Here is a 16,355-nt window from a genome sequence, read left to right on the forward strand (position 1 = left end):
GATGCCGACCGACAAGACAAGCACGCTCGACGACGTCGTCGCGGAACTCCGCGACGGCATGACCATCGGCATCGGCGGCTGGGGTTCGCGCCGCAAGCCGATGGCCCTGGTCCGCGCGATCGCCCGCTCGGACGTCAAGGACCTCACGGTCGTGACCTACGGCGGCCCCGACCTCGGATTGCTCTGCGCGGCAGGCAAGGTGCGTCGCGCCTACTACGGTTTCGTCTCACTGGACTCCGCCCCCTTCTACGACCCGTGGTTCGCCAAGGCGCGCACCAACGGCGAGATCGAGGTGCGTGAGATGGACGAGGGCATGGTCAAGTGCGGCCTCGAGGCCGCCGCGGCCCGTGTGCCGTTCCTCCCGATCCGGGCCGGGCTCGGTTCCGATGTCCTGAACTTCTGGGAGGGCGAACTCAAGACCGTCGAGTCCCCCTACCCGGACGCCGACGGACGGACCCAGACGCTGGTCGCGATGCCGGCACTGAAGCTCGACGCCGCGTTCGTCCATCTCGACCTGGCCGACGCGCACGGCAACGCCGCCTACACCGGCGTCGACCCGTACTTCGACGATCTCTACTGTGGGGCAGCCGAACGCCGCTACCTGGAGGCCGATCAGATCGTCTCCACCGAGGTCCTGGTGAAAACCGTTCCGCATCAGCGACTTCTGTTGAACCGTATGAACGTCGACCGGGTGGTGCACACACCGAACGGCGCTCACTTCACTTTTGCCGGTGAGTACGGGCGCGACGAGAAGTTCCAGCAGTTCTATGTCGCCAGTGCCAAGGAACCCGACACGTGGGAGACGTTCTCCCGCCGATTCCTCCAGGTCGACGAGGAGACCTACCAGCGCGAGGTCAGTGCCTGGCAGGACGAGCAGAAGGAGGACGGACAATGAGCACCGCCGAGACCCGGGCCCCTGCCGAAGCCACGAGGGCCGAGTACTGCGTGATCTCGTGCGCCGACATCTTCGCCGGCGCAGGCGAGATCATGGCGTCGCCGATGGCTCCCGTCCCCCTGCTCGGCGCCCGCCTGGCACGTCTGACGACCGAGCCCGACCTGCTGATCACCGACGGCGAGGCGCTGATCCTCGCCGACACCCCGCCGATCGGCAAGACCGGCCCCATCGAGGGTTGGATGCCGTTCCGCAAGGTGTTCGACGTCGTGGCGTCGGGTCGTCGCCATGTGGTGATGGGCGCCAACCAGATCGACCGTCACGGCAATCAGAACCTGTCGGCGTTCGGACCGCTTCAGCACCCGACACGCCAGATGTTCGGTGTACGTGGGGCTCCCGGCAACACGATCAACCATCCGACCAGCTACTGGGTCGCACGGCACTCCGCCCGCGTCTTCGGCGAGTCGGTCGACATCGTGTCCGGCGTCGGTTTCGACAAGGTCGACCCGGCCAACCCCGCGTTCGACGACCTCAACATCCACCGGGTGGTCACCAACCTCGGCGTCTTCGACTTCGGCGGGGCGGATCACACGATGCGGGCGCTGTCGCTGCATCCGGGGGTCACCGCAGACGAGGTCGCCGAGAACACCGGCTTCGAAATCGAAGGCCTCGCCGACGCCCCGGAGACGCGGCAACCCACCGCAGAGGAACTGAGCCTCATCCGAGACGTGCTCGATCCCAAGGGTGTTCGCAACAAGGAAGTCCGATGAGTGCGGCCAGGGCCGCCGGTCTGTCCACCTCGTTCACCGAGCTCGTCGGGATCGAGTACCCGATCGTGCAGACCGGCATGGGCTGGGTGTCCGGGCCATCGCTGACCTCCGCGACGTCGAACGCCGGCGGCCTCGGCATCCTGGCGTCGGCGACGATGACCTACGGCGAGCTCGAGGCGGCCATCGCCAAGACGAAATCGCTGACCGGCAAGCCCTTCGGCGTCAACATGCGTGCCGATGCCACCGACGCTCCTGAGCGGATCGATCTACTGATCCGTGAGGGCGTCAAGGTCGCGTCGTTCGCGCTCGCCCCGAAGCCCGAGCTGATCGCGAAGCTCAAGGACCACGGCATCGTCGTGATCCCGTCGATCGGAGCGGCCAAGCATGCGGTGAAGGTCGCCTCGTGGGGCGCCGACGCCGTCATCGTGCAGGGCGGCGAGGGCGGCGGACACACCGGTCCGGTCGCCACCACCCTGCTGCTGCCTTCGGTGCTGGATGCGCTGGCAGCGAAGAACATCGACATGCCGGTCGTCGCAGCCGGCGGCTTCTTCGACGGTCGCGGCCTGGCCGCGGCGCTCGCCTACGGCGCCCAGGGCGTCGCGATGGGAACCCGCTTCCTGCTGACGTCCGACAGCGCAGTTCCCGACTCGGTCAAGCAGGAGTACCTGCAGCGCGGACTGAACGACACCGTCGTCTCGGTGAAGGTCGACGGCATGCCCCACCGTGTGCTGCGCACCCCGCTCGTCGAGGCACTCGAGAGCGGCAGCCCGGTCAAGGCACTGTTCGCCGCGGCGCGAAACGCCAACGAGTTCAAGCAGATGACCGGCATGCGTTGGACGACCATGCTCAAAGACGGTCGCACGATGAAGAAGTCGGGCGAACGGACCTGGCAGCAGGTCATCATGGCCGGCAACACCCCGATGCTGCTGAAGGCCGGCCTCGTCGAAGGCGACACCCGCGCGGGTGTCCTCGCCTCGGGTCAGGTCGTCGGCATGATCGAGGATCTGCCCAGCTGCGACGAGCTGATCCAGTCGATCATGACGCAGGCCCACGAGCGGTTGAAGACGCTCGGGTCGTTGGGCTGACACACCCCCGACAGAGTGCGGGATGGGTGCCGGATCGCGGCATCCATCCCGCATTCTGCGTTCAGGGAGTCGTGAGCGGTTCGGTAGCGTCGGACCGTGACGACTCCCGATGTGCTGCGCCTGGACTCCGTCGACTTCGTGCGGCAGTCCCGCGCAATCCTCAGCGACATCAGCCTCACCATCCGGGCCGGCGAGCGCTGGGCGCTCATCGGTCCGAACGGTGCGGGCAAATCGACGATCCTGAGTCTGTGCGGCGCAGAACAACACCCGACTCACGGCACCGTGCACGTCCTCGGCCACCAGCTGGGCCGCGTCGAGATCCGGAAGTTGCGCGAGTCCATCGGTCACGTCAATCCACGGCATCCGCTGCGGTCGCCGCTGTCGATCCGCGACGTCGTGCTGACGGGCGCGACCGGCACCACCGAACTGATGGATCATCGGACGCCCGCCCCGGAGACGCTCGCCCGCGCCGACGAACTGATCGAGATGCTGGGGCTAAGCGCACTCGCGTCGGCATCGTGGACGAACCTGTCGCAGGGCGAACGCGGCCGGACCCTGATCGCCCGTGCACTGCTGTCCGACCCTCAGCTGCTGTTGCTCGACGAGCCGTCGACCGGCCTCGATGTGGCCGCCCGAGAACGCCTTCTGCAGACCGTCGACCGACTCCACCGGACACACCCCGAACTCGCGACCGTCCTCGTCACCCATCACCTCGAAGAACTCCCCGAGACGACGACGCACGCCGTGCTGGTGACCGGCGGCCGCATCCTCGCCGCGGGCCCGGTCCACGACATCCTCACCACCGAACTGGTGACCGAGTGCTTCGACTACCCCATCGAGATCACGCACCAGGACGGGCGGTGGTCGGCGCGGGGTGGGGGCGGCGCGTCGTGAAGGTCGCTCCTTCGGGGCCCCTTGCTCCCTGAGGTGCGCGCGAACCCGTCCCTTGCTCCCTGAGGTGCGAGCGAAACGGCCCCCTTGCTCCCTGAGGTGCGAGCGAAGCCCCCCCTCGCTCCCTGAGGTGCGAGCGAAGCGGCCCCTCGCTCCCTGAGGTGCGCGCGAACCCGCCCCCCCTCGCTCCCTGAGGTGCGAGCGAAGCGAGCCACGAAGGGCTGCCGACGTTAACTCACCAGGCCTTCGTGGCTCGTCGCTAACGCTCCTCGCACCTCAGGCAGCAGCGGGACCCGCTCCTTCTATTTCAGGCAGCAGTGGGACCCGCTCCTTCGATTTCACGCAGCAGTGGGACCCGCTCCTTCGATTTCACGCAGCAGAGGTTATGACGATGGCGTGAGCGTCCAGCCGGCGGCGGCGGTGCGCTGGTTCCAGAATTCGGTGTACCGGCCGCCGCGGCCGAGGAGTTCGTCGTGGGTGCCGATGTCGTCGACGCCGCCCTCGTCGTCGAGGACGACGATCTGGTCGGCGGCGATGATCGTGGACAGCTTGTGCGCGATGACGAGCACGGTGCTGCGGTCGGCGAGGCGCCGGATGGATTCGGCGACGTGCGACTCGTTCTCCGGGTCGAGGGCGGACGTCGCCTCGTCGAAGAGCACGATCGGGGCGTCCTTGAGCAGGGCCCGCGCGATCGAGACCCGTTGACGCTCACCGCCGGACAGCGCTGAACCGCCTTCGCCGACGACGGTCTGCCAGCCATCGGGCAGGCGGTCGACGATGGAGATGACGCCGGCGGTCTCGGCGGCCGCGCGGATCTCGTCGTCGGTGGCGTCGGGACGGCCGAGTTTGATGTTCTCCCACAGGGTGTCGTCGAAGAGATAGACGTCCTGGAAGACCTGCGACAGCTGCCCCATCAGGGCACCGGTCTCCTGGTCGCGGACATCGGTGCCGCCGACCTTCACCGACCCGCCGTCGACGTCGTAGAAGCGGGCGATCAGACGGAAGATGGTCGACTTGCCCGACCCTGACGGCCCGACGAGCGCGGTCATCGTTCCGGGCTGCGCCCGCAGGGACACGTCCCGCAGCACCGGGGTGCCGTTGTCGTAACCGAAGGCGACCTTCGACAGTTCGACCGCACCCGGCTCGGTGATCGGCTTCGGCTGATCCGGGACGGGCATGCGGTCGGTGTCGAGGACACCGGTGATGCGGTTGATCTCGTCGGTCGACATGCGCAGCGTCGAACCGAGTTCGGCGAGTTCGCCGATCGGTCCGAAGAAGCGTGCGGCGAGTCCGAACACGGCGACCAGCAGGGCCGGCTCGATGTGGCCGGCCACCGCGAGCCAGGCACCGAGGGCGAGGACGGCGCTGAACACGACCTGCACCGTCAGGCCGTTGAGCAGGATGCCGAGGATGGAGCGCCACAGCATCGACTTGCCCACGCGCGCTTGCTGACCGAGCGCCTCGGCCAGCGGGACGTGTGCGGAGTCGGCGGCACCGAAGGCACGTAGCACCGCCTGGCACCGCGCGTACTCCAGCACCCGGTTGTTGACCTTCACGGCCTCGGCCCGCTTGCGGCGCTCCGCCTTCGACAAGAACTGGCTGGAGAGCTTGCCGACGTACATCAGGACCAGCGTCCCGGCCACCATCAGCAACCCGATCCGCCAGTCGAAGAAGCAGATCCCCAGCACGACGACCACGGAGCTGACCGTGTTCACCACGACCGGCGTGATGTAGTGCGCGCCGGTGCTGCCGACGAACATCGTTCCCTTGACGGCGATCTGCGAGACGTCGCCGATCCGCTCGCGCGTGAACCAGCCGAGCGGCAGCGTGACCATGTGGTCGCCAAGCCGGTGATGCAGCATGCGCATCGCGTACAGGGCCATCGTCATGCCCTTGAGGGACTGGATGTAGGCGCTGACCGCGCAGATCAACACCAGAATGCCCAACGGCCACAACCACTTCGCAGCGGCCGAGAGGTCACCGTCGAGGAGGTTCTCGGTGATCGGGACGAGCGTGAGCATCGCGAGACCCTGGGCGACGCCGTAGACGACGACCCAGCTCAGGAAGACGACCATCCGGGCGCGCTCGGAACCCAGGATCGTGTAGAAACCTCGGATCATCGCGCCACCTCGTCACTTCCGACCGCGCCGAGCGCGATCTGCTCATCCTGCCGGGTGGTGCCTGCCTCGTAACTGGCCCACATCGACGCGTACAGGCCGCCATTGGCCACCAGATCGTCCTGACGTCCCTGTTCGACGACGCGCCCGCGGTCGAGCACGACGATGTTGTCGGCGTGGGTGATCGAACCGAGCCGGTGCGCGATGACCAGAACCGTCCGCCCCACCATCAGCGCACCGATGGCCTGCTGGATCTGCGCCTCTGACTCCGGGTCGGCGAAGGCGGTCGCCTCGTCGAGAACCAGGATCGGGGTGTCCGCGAGCAGTGCGCGGGCGATCGAGACACGTTGCGCCTCACCGCCGGAGAAGTGCGCACCATCGCCGACGACGGTGTCGTAGCCGTCGGGCAGCTCCAGGATCCGCTCGTGGATCTGGGCCGCACGGGCGGCGTCGTGGACCTGCTCCTCGGTGGCCTCGGGCCGGCCCAGTCGGATGTTGTCGCGGACCGACATCGTCAACAGCTGCACGTCCTGCAACACGAAGCCGACGTGGCGGTAGAGCTCGGTGGGAGCGATGTCGCGGACGTCGACGCCGCCGATGCGCACCGAGCCGGAGTCGGGATCGCCGAAACGCGGCAGCAGGGTCGCCAGCGTCGACTTACCGCTGCCCGACGGCCCGACGAGCGCGGTCACGGTGCCTTCGGCGAGTTCGATGCTGACGCCGTCGAGCGCCTTCACACCGGACGGCACGCCGAGACGCGGCGGATAGGTGAAGTGCACGTTCTCGATTCGCACGTCGTGACCGGCGGGAACCTGCGGGTTCTCGGGGATGGTCAGCTCGGGTTCGGCGAGGAGGTCGGCGATGCGCAGGGCAGCGGCCGAGGCCTGCTGGCGGGTGTGGACCGCCGTCGAGACGGTGAGCAGCGCGGTCGGGAGGATCATCGCGATCAGTGTCGAACCGACCAGTTCGATCGGGGTGACCCAGCCCTTGTCGACGAACCAGTAGCCGACGCCGAGGTTGACCAGCAGGATCAGCGGGGCGGAGATGAGGACCGTGGTGATGGCCTGCACGCGCAGCATCGGACCCATGTATCCGGCGAAGTCGTCGTTGAACTCGTCGGCGGCATCGATGAAGCGGCGGTGCGCCTTTCCCGTCTGTCCGAACGTCTTGACCACCGCGACACCGGCGATGAACTCGACGATGGTGGCGCTGATCCGGGCCACACCGGAGTCCATCTTCTCCATCTCGGCGGTCAGATCTCGCGCCATGTAGGAGTAGGTCAGGGCATACAGCGGCACCGTCGCGATGGCCAGCAGACCGAGACGCCAGTCGAGGATGAAGCAGTAGATCAGCGCGAAGATCGGCGACAGGACCGCCGCGGCCGCCTCGACTTGGGCGTGCGCGACCAGATAGTGCAGGTCGGCGACGTCGTTCTGTACCGATTTGCGCACCGCGCCGGAGCTGGTGCGGCTGAACCATCCGAGCGGGAGCCGACCGAGCTTGTCGGCGATGCGGATTCGGAGTTGCGCCTGGAGGTCGAGGTCCGCGAAGTGGGTGATCGCCAGCGCGAGGAACGCGAAGAGGGCCCGCGCTGCGAGCCCGCCGACGACGAGCCACACGATCAGCCACACGCGGCCGGTGTCGGTCGGTCCAGGCGCCAGCAACGTGCGACCGAGTTCGACGATGCCGATGAAGGGCACCACCGTGGCGGCCGAGGCGAAGATCTGGACGAACTGGGCGAGAACGGTACGCGTCTTCACCGGCGCCAGGACATCGGCGAGAGCCGTTGACTTGGCCTTGGCCTCCGCGCGGGCCTGGATCCGCGCGGCCTTCGGATCGTCGGGTGCGTCCTCGGACTCCGGAGTCGGCGCAGGCGCGGCCACTTGTGTTCCGCCAATTGTCATGACCGCACCTTATCGGCCGCCGACCGATTAGGGAAAGGTACCCTAACTCTCTGACGTCAGCGGGGCAGGATGCCGTCCAGGACGATCGACAGGTACTGGTCGGCAATCGAGTCCACGGTCATCGGACCTCCCGGCCGGTACCAGCGCACGGCCACCCACACCGTGTCACGCATGAAGCGATAGACCAGTTCGACGTCGAGATCCGGACGGAACTCACCGTCGTCGACGCCGCGCTGCAAGACCGCATGCCACAGCTGGCGGAACTCGACGTTCAGCTCGCCGATGTAATCGAAACGTTCCTGCCCCGACAGCCGCTTGGCCTCGTCCTGGTAGATCGCGACCGCATTGCGTTCGGCGTCGATGGACTCGAACGACGCGACGACGAGCCCGCGGAGCGTCTCGCTCGCGGAGAGCCCCGCGCCGGCGATCTCGCGGTAGCGGGCGAACAGGTCGTCGAGGAAGCGGCGCAGGATCTCGTCGACCATCGACTCCTTCGAGTCGAAGTGGTGATAGAGGCTGCCCGACAGGATTCCCGCGGCGTCGGCGATGTCGCGGACCGTCGTCGAACGCAGGCCGTTCTCGGCGAACATCCGCCCGGCGGTGGCGAGCAACTCGTCGCGGCGCGACGAACGAACGGCGGTGCCGGTGCCGGTCTTCGCCTCGGTTTTGGTCTGGCCTCGTGGGGACACGCATCCTCCTGGAGAGTCTGCCCATCACCCTAGCAAGCGCTTGGCCGGGAACGTGTGAGACGAACCCGGCCAAGCGGAGATGCTACGCGCTTCTCATGCGCGGCGGTGTCACGCGCCCAGGCGCTTGCGCACCTTCTTGATCGCGCGGGAGTTGAAGAACTTGAACAGCTTGAGCTGCTGATCGGTCATCTTCGAGTCCTTGGCCAGGAACGGCGGGGACATCATCTCGGCGACCGTCATCGGCAGCGTCGAGAACGCGACCGCGCGGGCGTGGCTGAAGGTCTCGAAACCGGTCTTGCCGTGGTAGCCGCCCATTCCGGAGCGTCCGACACCACCGAACGGCAGGTCGCCGCTGAACAGGTGGATGGCGAAGTCGTTGCCGTTGATCGAACCACTGCGGGTGTTGTCGGCCAGCTTCTCGAAGCGGTCGTTGCGATCGCCGCACCAGTACATGGTCAGCGGATGCGGGTGCGACGCGATGTGGCTGATGACCTCGGACAGCTCGCGGTACGGGTACACGGTCAGCACCGGACCGAAGACCTCGTCCTCCTCGATCTTCATGCCGGCCTGGACACCGGTGAGCAGCGTCGGCGGGATCTTGCGACGCTCGGCGTTCGGCAGCGGCTCGCCACCGGGGATGACCTGACGCTTCTCGGCACCCAGCTCGACGGCGTCGTCGATCAGGCCGACGATGCGGTCGAAGTTCTTCTGGTTGATCGTCGCCGTGTACTGGTCGTTGTCGTAGATCGTCGGGAAGTGCTCGGTCCAGCGTGCGATGACCTTGTCGGTGAACTCACCGAGCTTGGCCTCCGGGACGAAGACGTAGTCGGGGCACAGGCACACCTGGCCGCCGTTGACCAGGCGCGCGTCGGCGAGCATCTTCGCGGCCTTGTCGATGTCGGCGTCGAGGTCGACGACCGCCGGGTTCTTGCCACCCAGCTCCAGGGTGACCGGGATCAGGTTCTTGGCGGCCTCCTGGGCCACCGAGGCACCGACCTCGGGCGAACCGGTGAAGAACATGTGGTCGACCTTCAGCTTCGCGAAGTCCGAGCCCGAACCGTGCTTCGAGGTGGCGACGGCCAGTTCCTCGATGGAGAAGTAGTCCGGCGCGTACTTGGCGATGACGTCGGTGGTCTTCGCGGTGATCGACGACGGGCGCATGATCACGCGGTTACCCGCGGCGAAGGCCGATCCGGCGGGGACGATCGTCAGCTGCAGCGGAAAGTTCCAGGGGCCCATGATGCCGACGACGCCGAGCGGGTCGTGGCGGACACTCTGCTTGTAGCCCAGAAGCCCCTGGACCTTGGCGTACTTGGTCTCGCCCATCCACTCCTTGACGCCACGACGCTGGTGCGTGAGGTCGATCATGCAGCCGGCGACGTCGGCGGCCAGCGACAGTTCGCGCGGACGTGAGCCGTAGTCCTCGGTCAGCGCAGCGGCGATCTCGTCGGAGTGGTCGAGCAGCAGCGCAGCCAGACGGGTGATCCGGTCGATGCGGGTGTCGGCGTCGGGAATGCCGTCACGGAGGAACGCGGCTCGCTGGATCTCGACCAACTCGGTCAGTGTGTGGTCTTCCGACGAGACGCCGCGCTTCGCGATCGGCGCCCCGGTGCTGGTGTGCTCAGCAGGCTTGGTCATCGAGATCCCCTCAGGTAGTTCTTGCTGCAGGTCGGACTTGCGGCACGGTGGACATTGAAACAAAAACGTCCGCTTGTCCCACACAATAGTATGCGCCAGATCACAAGTACATGTGGGCACGTCGGTTGCCAGAAGGGTACGACCGGTACGCCAAAAGGTCGAGACCTCGCCCGGGGGATCTTCGGGCGAGGTCTCGAGCAGCGAGCGATGCGAGCCACTCTCGCTCCCTGAGGTGCGAGCGAAGCGAACCCCCCTCGCTCCCTGAGGTGCGAGCGAAGCGAGCCTCGAAGGGCTGGCGAGGTCGTCTCACCAGCCCTTCGAGGCTCGTCGCTTACGCTCCTCACACCTCAGGGAGCGGGGGTTCACACCCGCGGCTGACCGCGTGTGTCAGCTGAGCCGTTCGATGATCGTGACGTTGGCGGTCCCGCCGCCTTCACACCCGCGGCTGACCGCCTATCTCAGCTGAGCCGTTCGATGATCGTGACGTTGGCGGTCCCGCCGCCTTCACACATCGTCTGCAGGCCGTAGCGGCCGCCGGTGCGTTCTAGTTCGTTGAGCAGGGTCGCGAACAGCTTGGCGCCGGTGGCTCCGAGCGGGTGGCCGAGGGCGATGGCGCCGCCGTTGGGGTTGACCTTGGCCGGGTCGGCGCCGGTCTCCTTGAGCCAGGCGAGCACGACCGGCGCGAAGGCCTCGTTGATCTCGACGACGTCGATGTCGTCGATGGACAGGCCGGTCTTCTCGAGTGCGTACTTGGTGGCCGGGATCGGTGCGGACAGCATCATCACCGGGTCGTCGCCGCGGACGGACATGTGGTGGATGCGCGCACGCGGGGTGAGGTTGTGCTCCTTGAGGGCGCGCTCGGAGACGACGAGCGTGGCCGACGAGCCGTCGGCGATCTGCGAGGCGACCGCGGCGGTGAGGCGCGAACCCTCGGCGAGCACCTGCAGTCCGGCCATCTTCTCCAGCGACGTCTCGCGCGGGCATTCGTCGACGACGCAGTCGCCGTATGCGACGTTCTCCTTGTCGAACTTGCCGGCGGCGATCGCGGCACGGGCGCGCTCATGCGACTGCAGCGCCCAGCGCTCCATGTCCTCGCGGCTGATGTCCCACTTCTCGGCCATCATGTCGGCGCCGATGAACTGGGAGACCTGCGCGTCACCGAAGCGCTCCTGCCAGCCCTTGGATTCGGCTGTGGGGGTGGTGAACCCGAATTCCTTGCCGGCGATCATGGCCTGCGAGATCGGGATGGCGCTCATGTTCTGCAGACCGCCGGCGACGACGATGTCCTGCGTGCCGCTCATGACGCCCTGTGCGGCGAAGTGGATGGCCTGCTGGCTCGACCCGCACTGACGGTCGACGGTGGTGCCCGGCACCTCGAGCGGGAGACCGGCGGCGAGCCATGCGGTGCGCGCGACGTTTCCGGCCTGGCCGCCGATGGTGTCCAGGCAGCCGAAAACGACGTCGTCGACGGCGGCCGGGTCGATGCCGGTGCGCTCGACGAGCGCGGAGATGATGTGGGCGCCGAGGTCGGCGGGGTGGGTCTTGGCGAGCGAGCCGTTGCGCTTGCCGACCGGGGTGCGGATCGCGTCGACGATGTAGGCCTGCGGTGTGGACATGAGCGGTACTCCTTGGTGTTTCGGGTGAGTCGTGGTCGGGCGCCGTCCAGGGACTGGACTCAGGCCCTTTGGCTGGAGATCGAGACGACCTCGCCGGTGAGGTAGGTGGTGTAGTCGCTGGCGAGCATGGCGACGGTCGCGGCGACCTCCCACACCTCGGCGGCGCGGCCGTACGCCTCGCGGGAGGCGAGTTCGTCGAGCAGATCGTCGCTGGTGACCTTGGCGAGGAAGGGGTGCTTGGCGATGGACGGCGCGATCGCGTTGATGCGCACGCCCACGTCGGCGGCTTCGAGTGCGGAGCAGCGGGTCAGCGCCATGACGCCGGCCTTCGCGGCGGCGTAGTGGGCCTGTCCGCGCTGGGCGCGCCAGCCGAGAACCGAGGCGTTGTTGACGATCACGCCGCCGTGCTCGACCGAGCCGAAGTACCGCAGCGCGGCGCGGGTGGCGCGGAAGGTGCCGGTCAGCGTGATGTCGAGGACGCGGTCCCACTCCTCGTCGGTCATCTCCGCGACCGGGGTCTCGCCGCCGAGCCCGGCGTTGTTGACCAGGACGTCGATGCGGCCCAGTTGGGTTGCGGCGTCGGCGATCAGGGCGTCGACCTCGGCGGTCTCCTGCACGTTGCAGGTGCGCTGGGTGACGGTGCGCTCGGGAAACTCCGCGGACAGCTTCTCCGCCGCCTCACCGAGACGGCGTTCGTGCCAGTCAGAGACGAGGACGTCGGCGCCTTCGAGGAGCGCACGACGCGCGGAGGCGAATCCGATACCGGTACCGGCGGCCGCGGTGACCACGACCTTCTTGCCCAACAACAGGTTGTGGCCGGGGGTTTCGGCGGGCGGGGTGGCGAGCGGTGAGATCACTTGGGTACCTGCATCCGTTGCGGTCATTCAGCGTGCCTCTCGGGGAAGGCCGAGCACCCGCTCGGCGATGATGTTGCGCTGCACCTCGTTCGAGCCGCCGTAAATGGTGTCGGCGCGGGTGAAGAGGTAGAGCCGTTGCCATTCGTCGAGTTCGACGTGTTCGGGATCGGCAATGTCGTTGGGCTGCCCCTCCGCGGTCGCGTCGGGTCCGATCAGGGTCGGCGCACCGACGACGTCCATCGCCAGTTCACCGAGGTCGCGATGCCAGTTGGCCCACAACAACTTCGACACCGATGCGGCGCCTGCCTGACTCGTCACGTCGCCGTCGAGTGTGCGCTGCGCATGTGCGCGCATCACTTTCAGCCCGATGTCGGCGCGCGCGAGACGCGAGGCGAGTTCGGGGTCGTCGACCGCGCCGTTTGTGCGGGCCACCTCGGTCAGGTTCTCGAGCTCGCGGGCGAAACCGACCTGCTGGCCCAGCGTCGACACACCGCGCTCGAACTGCAGCAGACCCATGGCGACCTTCCAACCGTCGCCGGGTTCGCCGACGATCAGGTCGGCGTCGGTCTCCGCGTCGTCGAAGAAGACCTCGTTGAATTCCGATGTGCCGGTGAGCTGTTGGATGGGACGCACGGTGACGCCGGGCTGGTCGAGCGGGACCAGCAGGAAGCTGAGGCCGGCATGCCGCGCCGACCCCTTCTCGGTACGCGCGATCACGAACACCCACTGCGCCACGTGGGCGAGCGAGGTCCAGATCTTCTGCCCGTTGATGATCCACTTGCCCTCGTCCATGCGGGCGCTGGTCGAGACGCCCGCGAGGTCGGAGCCGGCGCCGGGCTCGGAGTAGCCCTGCGACCACAGTTCGGTGACGTCGACGATCCCCGGCAGGAAGCGCTTCTTCTGCTCCTCGGTGCCGTACTCGATGAGCGTCGGCCCGAGCAGCTCCTCGCCCAGGTGGTTCACGCGGGCGGGCGCGTTCGCGCGGGCGTACTCGCGGTGGAAAATGATGCGCTGCTCGAGCGTCGCACCTCGGCCGCCATATTCGGTGGGCCAGCCGATGCAGGTCCAGCCGGCACTCGCGAGGTGCCGATCCCATTCGAGCCGCTCGGCGAAGAATTCGTGCTCGCTACCCGGTCCGCCGCGCCCTTTCAGATGAGCGAAGTCGCCCGCGAGGTTCTCGTCGAGCCAGGACCGCACCGCGGCGGCGAACTCGTCGGCGGCGTTCGGCGTCGACTTGGCCCATTCACCCAGGTCGACACCACGATCCGCAAGGTTGATCGAGGTCATGGCGCTAGCATAACCCACCAAGCAAGTGCTAGGTTGGGCCGCATGGCGCAGACCTCCCGGACAGGGACTCTCTCCGTGACGACGACGCCGGCCGCGTTGCAGCGTGCAGCACGCAGCTGGCCTGACGGTATCGCCATCGTCGACGGGCAGTGGGCCCCTTCGACAGATCGGCAGCTCGAACTGACGTGGTCGCAGATCCACGACGCGGTGCGCACCTTCGCCGCATCGCTCATCGCCTCCGGCATCGAGGCGGGCGACCGCGTGGCGATCTGGTCTCCGAACAGCTACCACTGGCCGATCGCCGCCCTCGGCGTCCACTACGCCGGCGCGACGCTGGTCCCCCTGAACACCCGCTACACCGCGGGCGAGGCCATCGAGATCGTCGAACGCTCCGGCGCGCGCGGGCTCGTCGTGTCGGGTGAGTTCCTGGGCGCCGACCACGCGGCCGAGCTGCTGCGCGACCATCGCGACCAGCTGCCGGATCTGGTGATCCGGGTGCCGCTGTCCGGCGGGTCGCCGACCCCCGACGGCGCGGTGGACTGGGACGACTTCCTGACGCGCGAGACCGCTGATTCGCTGACCGAGACGGATCGTCGTGCCGAGGCGATCTCCCCCGACGATCTCTCCGACATCCTGTTCACCTCCGGCACCACCGGAAAGTCCAAAGGCGTCATGGCCACCCACCGGCAGACGCTTTCCGGCGCGCACGCCTGGGGTTCCAACGGCGGCCTTCATCCGGGCGACCGCTATCTGATGGTCAACCCGTACTTCCACACCTTCGGATACAAGGCTGGCATCCTGCCGAGCGTGCTGTTCGGCGTGACCATGCTGCCGCTGGCGGTGTATTCGCCGCAGCAGGCGATGGAGCTCGTCTCCGACCAGCACGCCACGGTCTTCCCCGGCGCCCCGACCATCTTCCAGACCATCCTCGACGACCCGAAGCGCTCCGACTACGACCTGTCCAGCCTGCGACTCGTGGTCACCGGGGCGTCGATCGTTCCGGTGGTGCTCATCGAACGACTCCAGACAGAACTCGGCATCGAGACCGTCATCACTGCTTACGGGCTGACCGAGGCCAGCGGGTTCGTCTCCACCTGCACCCCCGACGACGACGACGAGACCGTCGCCAACACCTGCGGTCGAGCCTTCCCCGGCATGGAGATCAAACTCTCCGACGACGGCGAGGTCCTCGCACGGGGCGACATGGTGATGCTCGGATACCTCGACAACCCGGAGGCCACCGCCGAGACCATCGACGCCGATGGTTGGCTCCACACCGGCGACATCGGGACCATCGACGAGCACGGCAACCTCAAGATCACCGACCGGCTCAAGGACATGTACATCTGCGGCGGATTCAACGTCTACCCCGCCGAGATCGAGCAGACCCTCGCCCGCCTCGACGGTGTCACCGAGTCGGCCGTGGTCGGCGTTCCCGATGATCGGCTCGGCGAGGTCGGCCGCGCCTACCTGACCGTCCGCAAGGACGCCGAACTCGACGAGGAGAAGGTCATCGCCTTCGCCAAGCAGCACCTCGCCAATTTCAAGGTGCCCCGCTCGGTGGTGTTCGTCGACGAGTTCCCGCGCAACGCCTCGGGCAAGATCCTCAAGCGCAATCTCCCCTAGACGGATTTCGTAGAAATAATGCGCTCTATGCGCCTGTGCTTTCTACCGATCGCAGGCGGAGGGCGGTGCGGATCTGCGCGAGCACCCAGTTCGGCCGAGTGGTGACGTCGCGCCACGTGAACCGCAGAACGGTCCAACCGTTGGCGACGAGCACGTTCTGACGGGTCCGATCGTGCTGGAACGCCGTCGCATCGCTGTGGAAGGCCATTCCGTCGATCTCGATGTCGACACGTTCGGCCTCGAAAGCGATGTCGAGTACGTACCCGCAAGCGGGCACGTTGGTCTTCCACCCGCAGAGGCCCGACGACCGGAGGAGGCGGACGGTGATGCGCTCGGCCTCCGACCGTGCACCCGACGACATCGCCTCGAGCATGGCGCGGGCACGCGGTGAACCACGACGCCCCGCGTTGCGCCGCTGAACGGCGTCGAGGTCGGCCAGCTTGACCCGCTTCTTCAGCAGTGCCGAGTCCATCACCTTGACTCCGACATCCACCGCGGCGTCGAGGACCGTGAGCTCGCAGCTCGTCACGGTGAGTCCGTCGACCTCGGTGAGGTCTCGGGTGTCGAGCGTCCGGTGCCAGACGTTCGCTCCCTCGATGGGATCGCCATGGCGTCCACGGGGCGCGATCACTGTCACCGACTCGGGCGCCGCGTCGATGAGGCCATGCCACCAGGCCGCAGATCCGCTGGCGAGTGCCGCGCCTGGCCCGGCCCGTAGGACGGCGAGTCGCGCGGTCATCCGGTCGTCGACGAGTCGGTCGGCAACGCGGAACACGCCACGCGCCTCGCGAACCCACTCCCCCGTCGCGACCCGATGACGCACCCCATCCGCTGTGATCCCACACTCGCGCAGGTGCGTCGTACCGAAGACTCCGTCATGTGCCGCGATCATCGCGCGCAGGTCCTGAGGCATGCATCATCAGACGCACGCCGACCCTGCGCGGTTCCCCACCCCGCAATCCGTAGAAGCTACATGGATACAG

At 67.4% G+C, this 16,355-nt stretch carries 13 protein-coding genes; 5 read left to right on the forward strand and 8 right to left on the reverse strand.

The annotated features are described in order from the left end of the window. The first annotated feature begins 1 nt into the window (after position 1). From M1L58_RS22010 to M1L58_RS22025, 4 genes are all read left to right on the forward strand, one after another. The gene (locus tag M1L58_RS22010) at positions 2 to 895 is read left to right on the forward strand and encodes a CoA transferase subunit A (protein ID WP_006866246.1); all 894 of its coding nucleotides are present in this window, start codon (positions 2 to 4) and stop codon (positions 893 to 895) included. Further along, complete coding sequence (locus M1L58_RS22015) at positions 892 to 1,662, forward strand: CoA-transferase subunit beta (protein WP_248660473.1); 771 nt, start codon at positions 892 to 894, stop codon at positions 1,660 to 1,662. Before M1L58_RS22010 ends, M1L58_RS22015 begins: the two co-directional genes overlap by 4 nt. After that, a complete protein-coding gene (locus M1L58_RS22020; protein WP_154882074.1) occupies positions 1,659 to 2,747 on the forward strand; it encodes an NAD(P)H-dependent flavin oxidoreductase in 1,089 nt (362 codons plus the stop codon). The genes M1L58_RS22015 and M1L58_RS22020 overlap by 4 nt, the downstream gene beginning before the upstream one ends. Before the next feature lie 96 nt (positions 2,748 to 2,843). Further along, positions 2,844 to 3,641, forward strand: coding sequence for an ABC transporter ATP-binding protein (locus M1L58_RS22025; protein WP_248660474.1), 798 nt, complete (start codon positions 2,844 to 2,846; stop codon positions 3,639 to 3,641). Positions 3,642 to 4,021: 380 nt separating this feature from the next. Here M1L58_RS22025 and M1L58_RS22030 read toward each other — a convergent pair whose 3' ends face one another. From M1L58_RS22030 to M1L58_RS22060, 7 genes are all read right to left on the reverse strand, one after another. Beyond that, positions 4,022 to 5,758 carry an ABC transporter ATP-binding protein gene (locus M1L58_RS22030; protein ID WP_248660475.1) on the reverse strand — a complete coding sequence of 579 codons (1,737 nt, stop codon included), beginning with the start codon at positions 5,756 to 5,758 and terminating at the stop codon, positions 4,022 to 4,024. Further along, positions 5,755 to 7,659 (reverse strand): ABC transporter ATP-binding protein, encoded by a 1,905-nt coding sequence (locus M1L58_RS22035; RefSeq protein ID WP_248660476.1) that lies wholly within the window; start codon positions 7,657 to 7,659, stop codon positions 5,755 to 5,757. The genes M1L58_RS22030 and M1L58_RS22035 overlap by 4 nt, the downstream gene beginning before the upstream one ends. A 56-nt stretch (positions 7,660 to 7,715) precedes the next feature. After that, the gene (locus M1L58_RS22040; RefSeq protein WP_308221836.1) at positions 7,716 to 8,348 is read right to left on the reverse strand and encodes a TetR/AcrR family transcriptional regulator; all 633 of its coding nucleotides are present in this window, start codon (positions 8,346 to 8,348) and stop codon (positions 7,716 to 7,718) included. 108 nt (positions 8,349 to 8,456) lie between these two features. Next, entirely contained in the window at positions 8,457 to 9,986 is a 1,530-nt protein-coding gene (locus tag M1L58_RS22045) for an aldehyde dehydrogenase family protein (RefSeq protein WP_006866253.1), read from the reverse strand. Positions 9,987 to 10,444: 458 nt separating this feature from the next. After that, positions 10,445 to 11,602, reverse strand: coding sequence for an acetyl-CoA C-acetyltransferase (locus tag M1L58_RS22050; protein ID WP_006866254.1), 1,158 nt, complete (start codon positions 11,600 to 11,602; stop codon positions 10,445 to 10,447). Between the two features lie 59 nt (positions 11,603 to 11,661). Then, entirely contained in the window at positions 11,662 to 12,486 is an 825-nt protein-coding gene (locus M1L58_RS22055) for an SDR family oxidoreductase (protein ID WP_248660477.1), read from the reverse strand. After that, on the reverse strand, positions 12,487 to 13,746 hold the full coding sequence (locus M1L58_RS22060) for an acyl-CoA dehydrogenase family protein (protein WP_248660478.1): 1,260 nt from the start codon (positions 13,744 to 13,746) through the stop codon (positions 12,487 to 12,489). 42 nt (positions 13,747 to 13,788) lie between these two features. On the opposite strand from M1L58_RS22060, the gene M1L58_RS22065 reads away from it, so the two are divergent. Beyond that, a complete protein-coding gene (locus M1L58_RS22065) occupies positions 13,789 to 15,372 on the forward strand; it encodes a FadD3 family acyl-CoA ligase (protein WP_248660479.1) in 1,584 nt (527 codons plus the stop codon). Between the two features lie 25 nt (positions 15,373 to 15,397). On the opposite strand, the gene M1L58_RS22070 is transcribed toward M1L58_RS22065, so the two are convergent. Next, on the reverse strand, positions 15,398 to 16,285 hold the full coding sequence (locus M1L58_RS22070) for a type IV toxin-antitoxin system AbiEi family antitoxin domain-containing protein (RefSeq protein ID WP_248660480.1): 888 nt from the start codon (positions 16,283 to 16,285) through the stop codon (positions 15,398 to 15,400). Positions 16,286 to 16,355: the final 70 nt, after the last annotated feature.

It is taken from the genome of Gordonia sp. C13 (assembly GCF_023218005.1).
GTDB lineage: Bacteria > Actinomycetota > Actinomycetes > Mycobacteriales > Mycobacteriaceae > Gordonia > Gordonia namibiensis.

Excerpts from the sequence above, each read along its gene's own strand:
- M1L58_RS22045 (WP_006866253.1), bottom strand. The coding sequence starts at position 9,986 with ATGACCAAGCCTGCTGAGCACACCAGCACCGGGGCGCCGATCGCGAAG.
- M1L58_RS22050 (WP_006866254.1), bottom strand. The coding sequence starts at position 11,602 with ATGTCCACACCGCAGGCCTACATCGTCGACGCGATCCGCACCCCGGTC.
- M1L58_RS22020 (WP_154882074.1), top strand. The coding sequence starts at position 1,659 with ATGAGTGCGGCCAGGGCCGCCGGTCTGTCCACCTCGTTCACCGAGCTC.
- M1L58_RS22060 (WP_248660478.1), bottom strand. The coding sequence starts at position 13,746 with ATGACCTCGATCAACCTTGCGGATCGTGGTGTCGACCTGGGTGAATGG.
- M1L58_RS22030 (WP_248660475.1), bottom strand. The coding sequence starts at position 5,758 with ATGATCCGAGGTTTCTACACGATCCTGGGTTCCGAGCGCGCCCGGATG.
- M1L58_RS22055 (WP_248660477.1), bottom strand. The coding sequence starts at position 12,486 with ATGACCGCAACGGATGCAGGTACCCAAGTGATCTCACCGCTCGCCACC.
- M1L58_RS22010 (WP_006866246.1), top strand. The coding sequence starts at position 2 with ATGCCGACCGACAAGACAAGCACGCTCGACGACGTCGTCGCGGAACTC.
- M1L58_RS22035 (WP_248660476.1), bottom strand. The coding sequence starts at position 7,659 with ATGACAATTGGCGGAACACAAGTGGCCGCGCCTGCGCCGACTCCGGAG.
- M1L58_RS22070 (WP_248660480.1), bottom strand. The coding sequence starts at position 16,285 with ATGCCTCAGGACCTGCGCGCGATGATCGCGGCACATGACGGAGTCTTC.
- M1L58_RS22015 (WP_248660473.1), top strand. The coding sequence starts at position 892 with ATGAGCACCGCCGAGACCCGGGCCCCTGCCGAAGCCACGAGGGCCGAG.
- M1L58_RS22065 (WP_248660479.1), top strand. The coding sequence starts at position 13,789 with ATGGCGCAGACCTCCCGGACAGGGACTCTCTCCGTGACGACGACGCCG.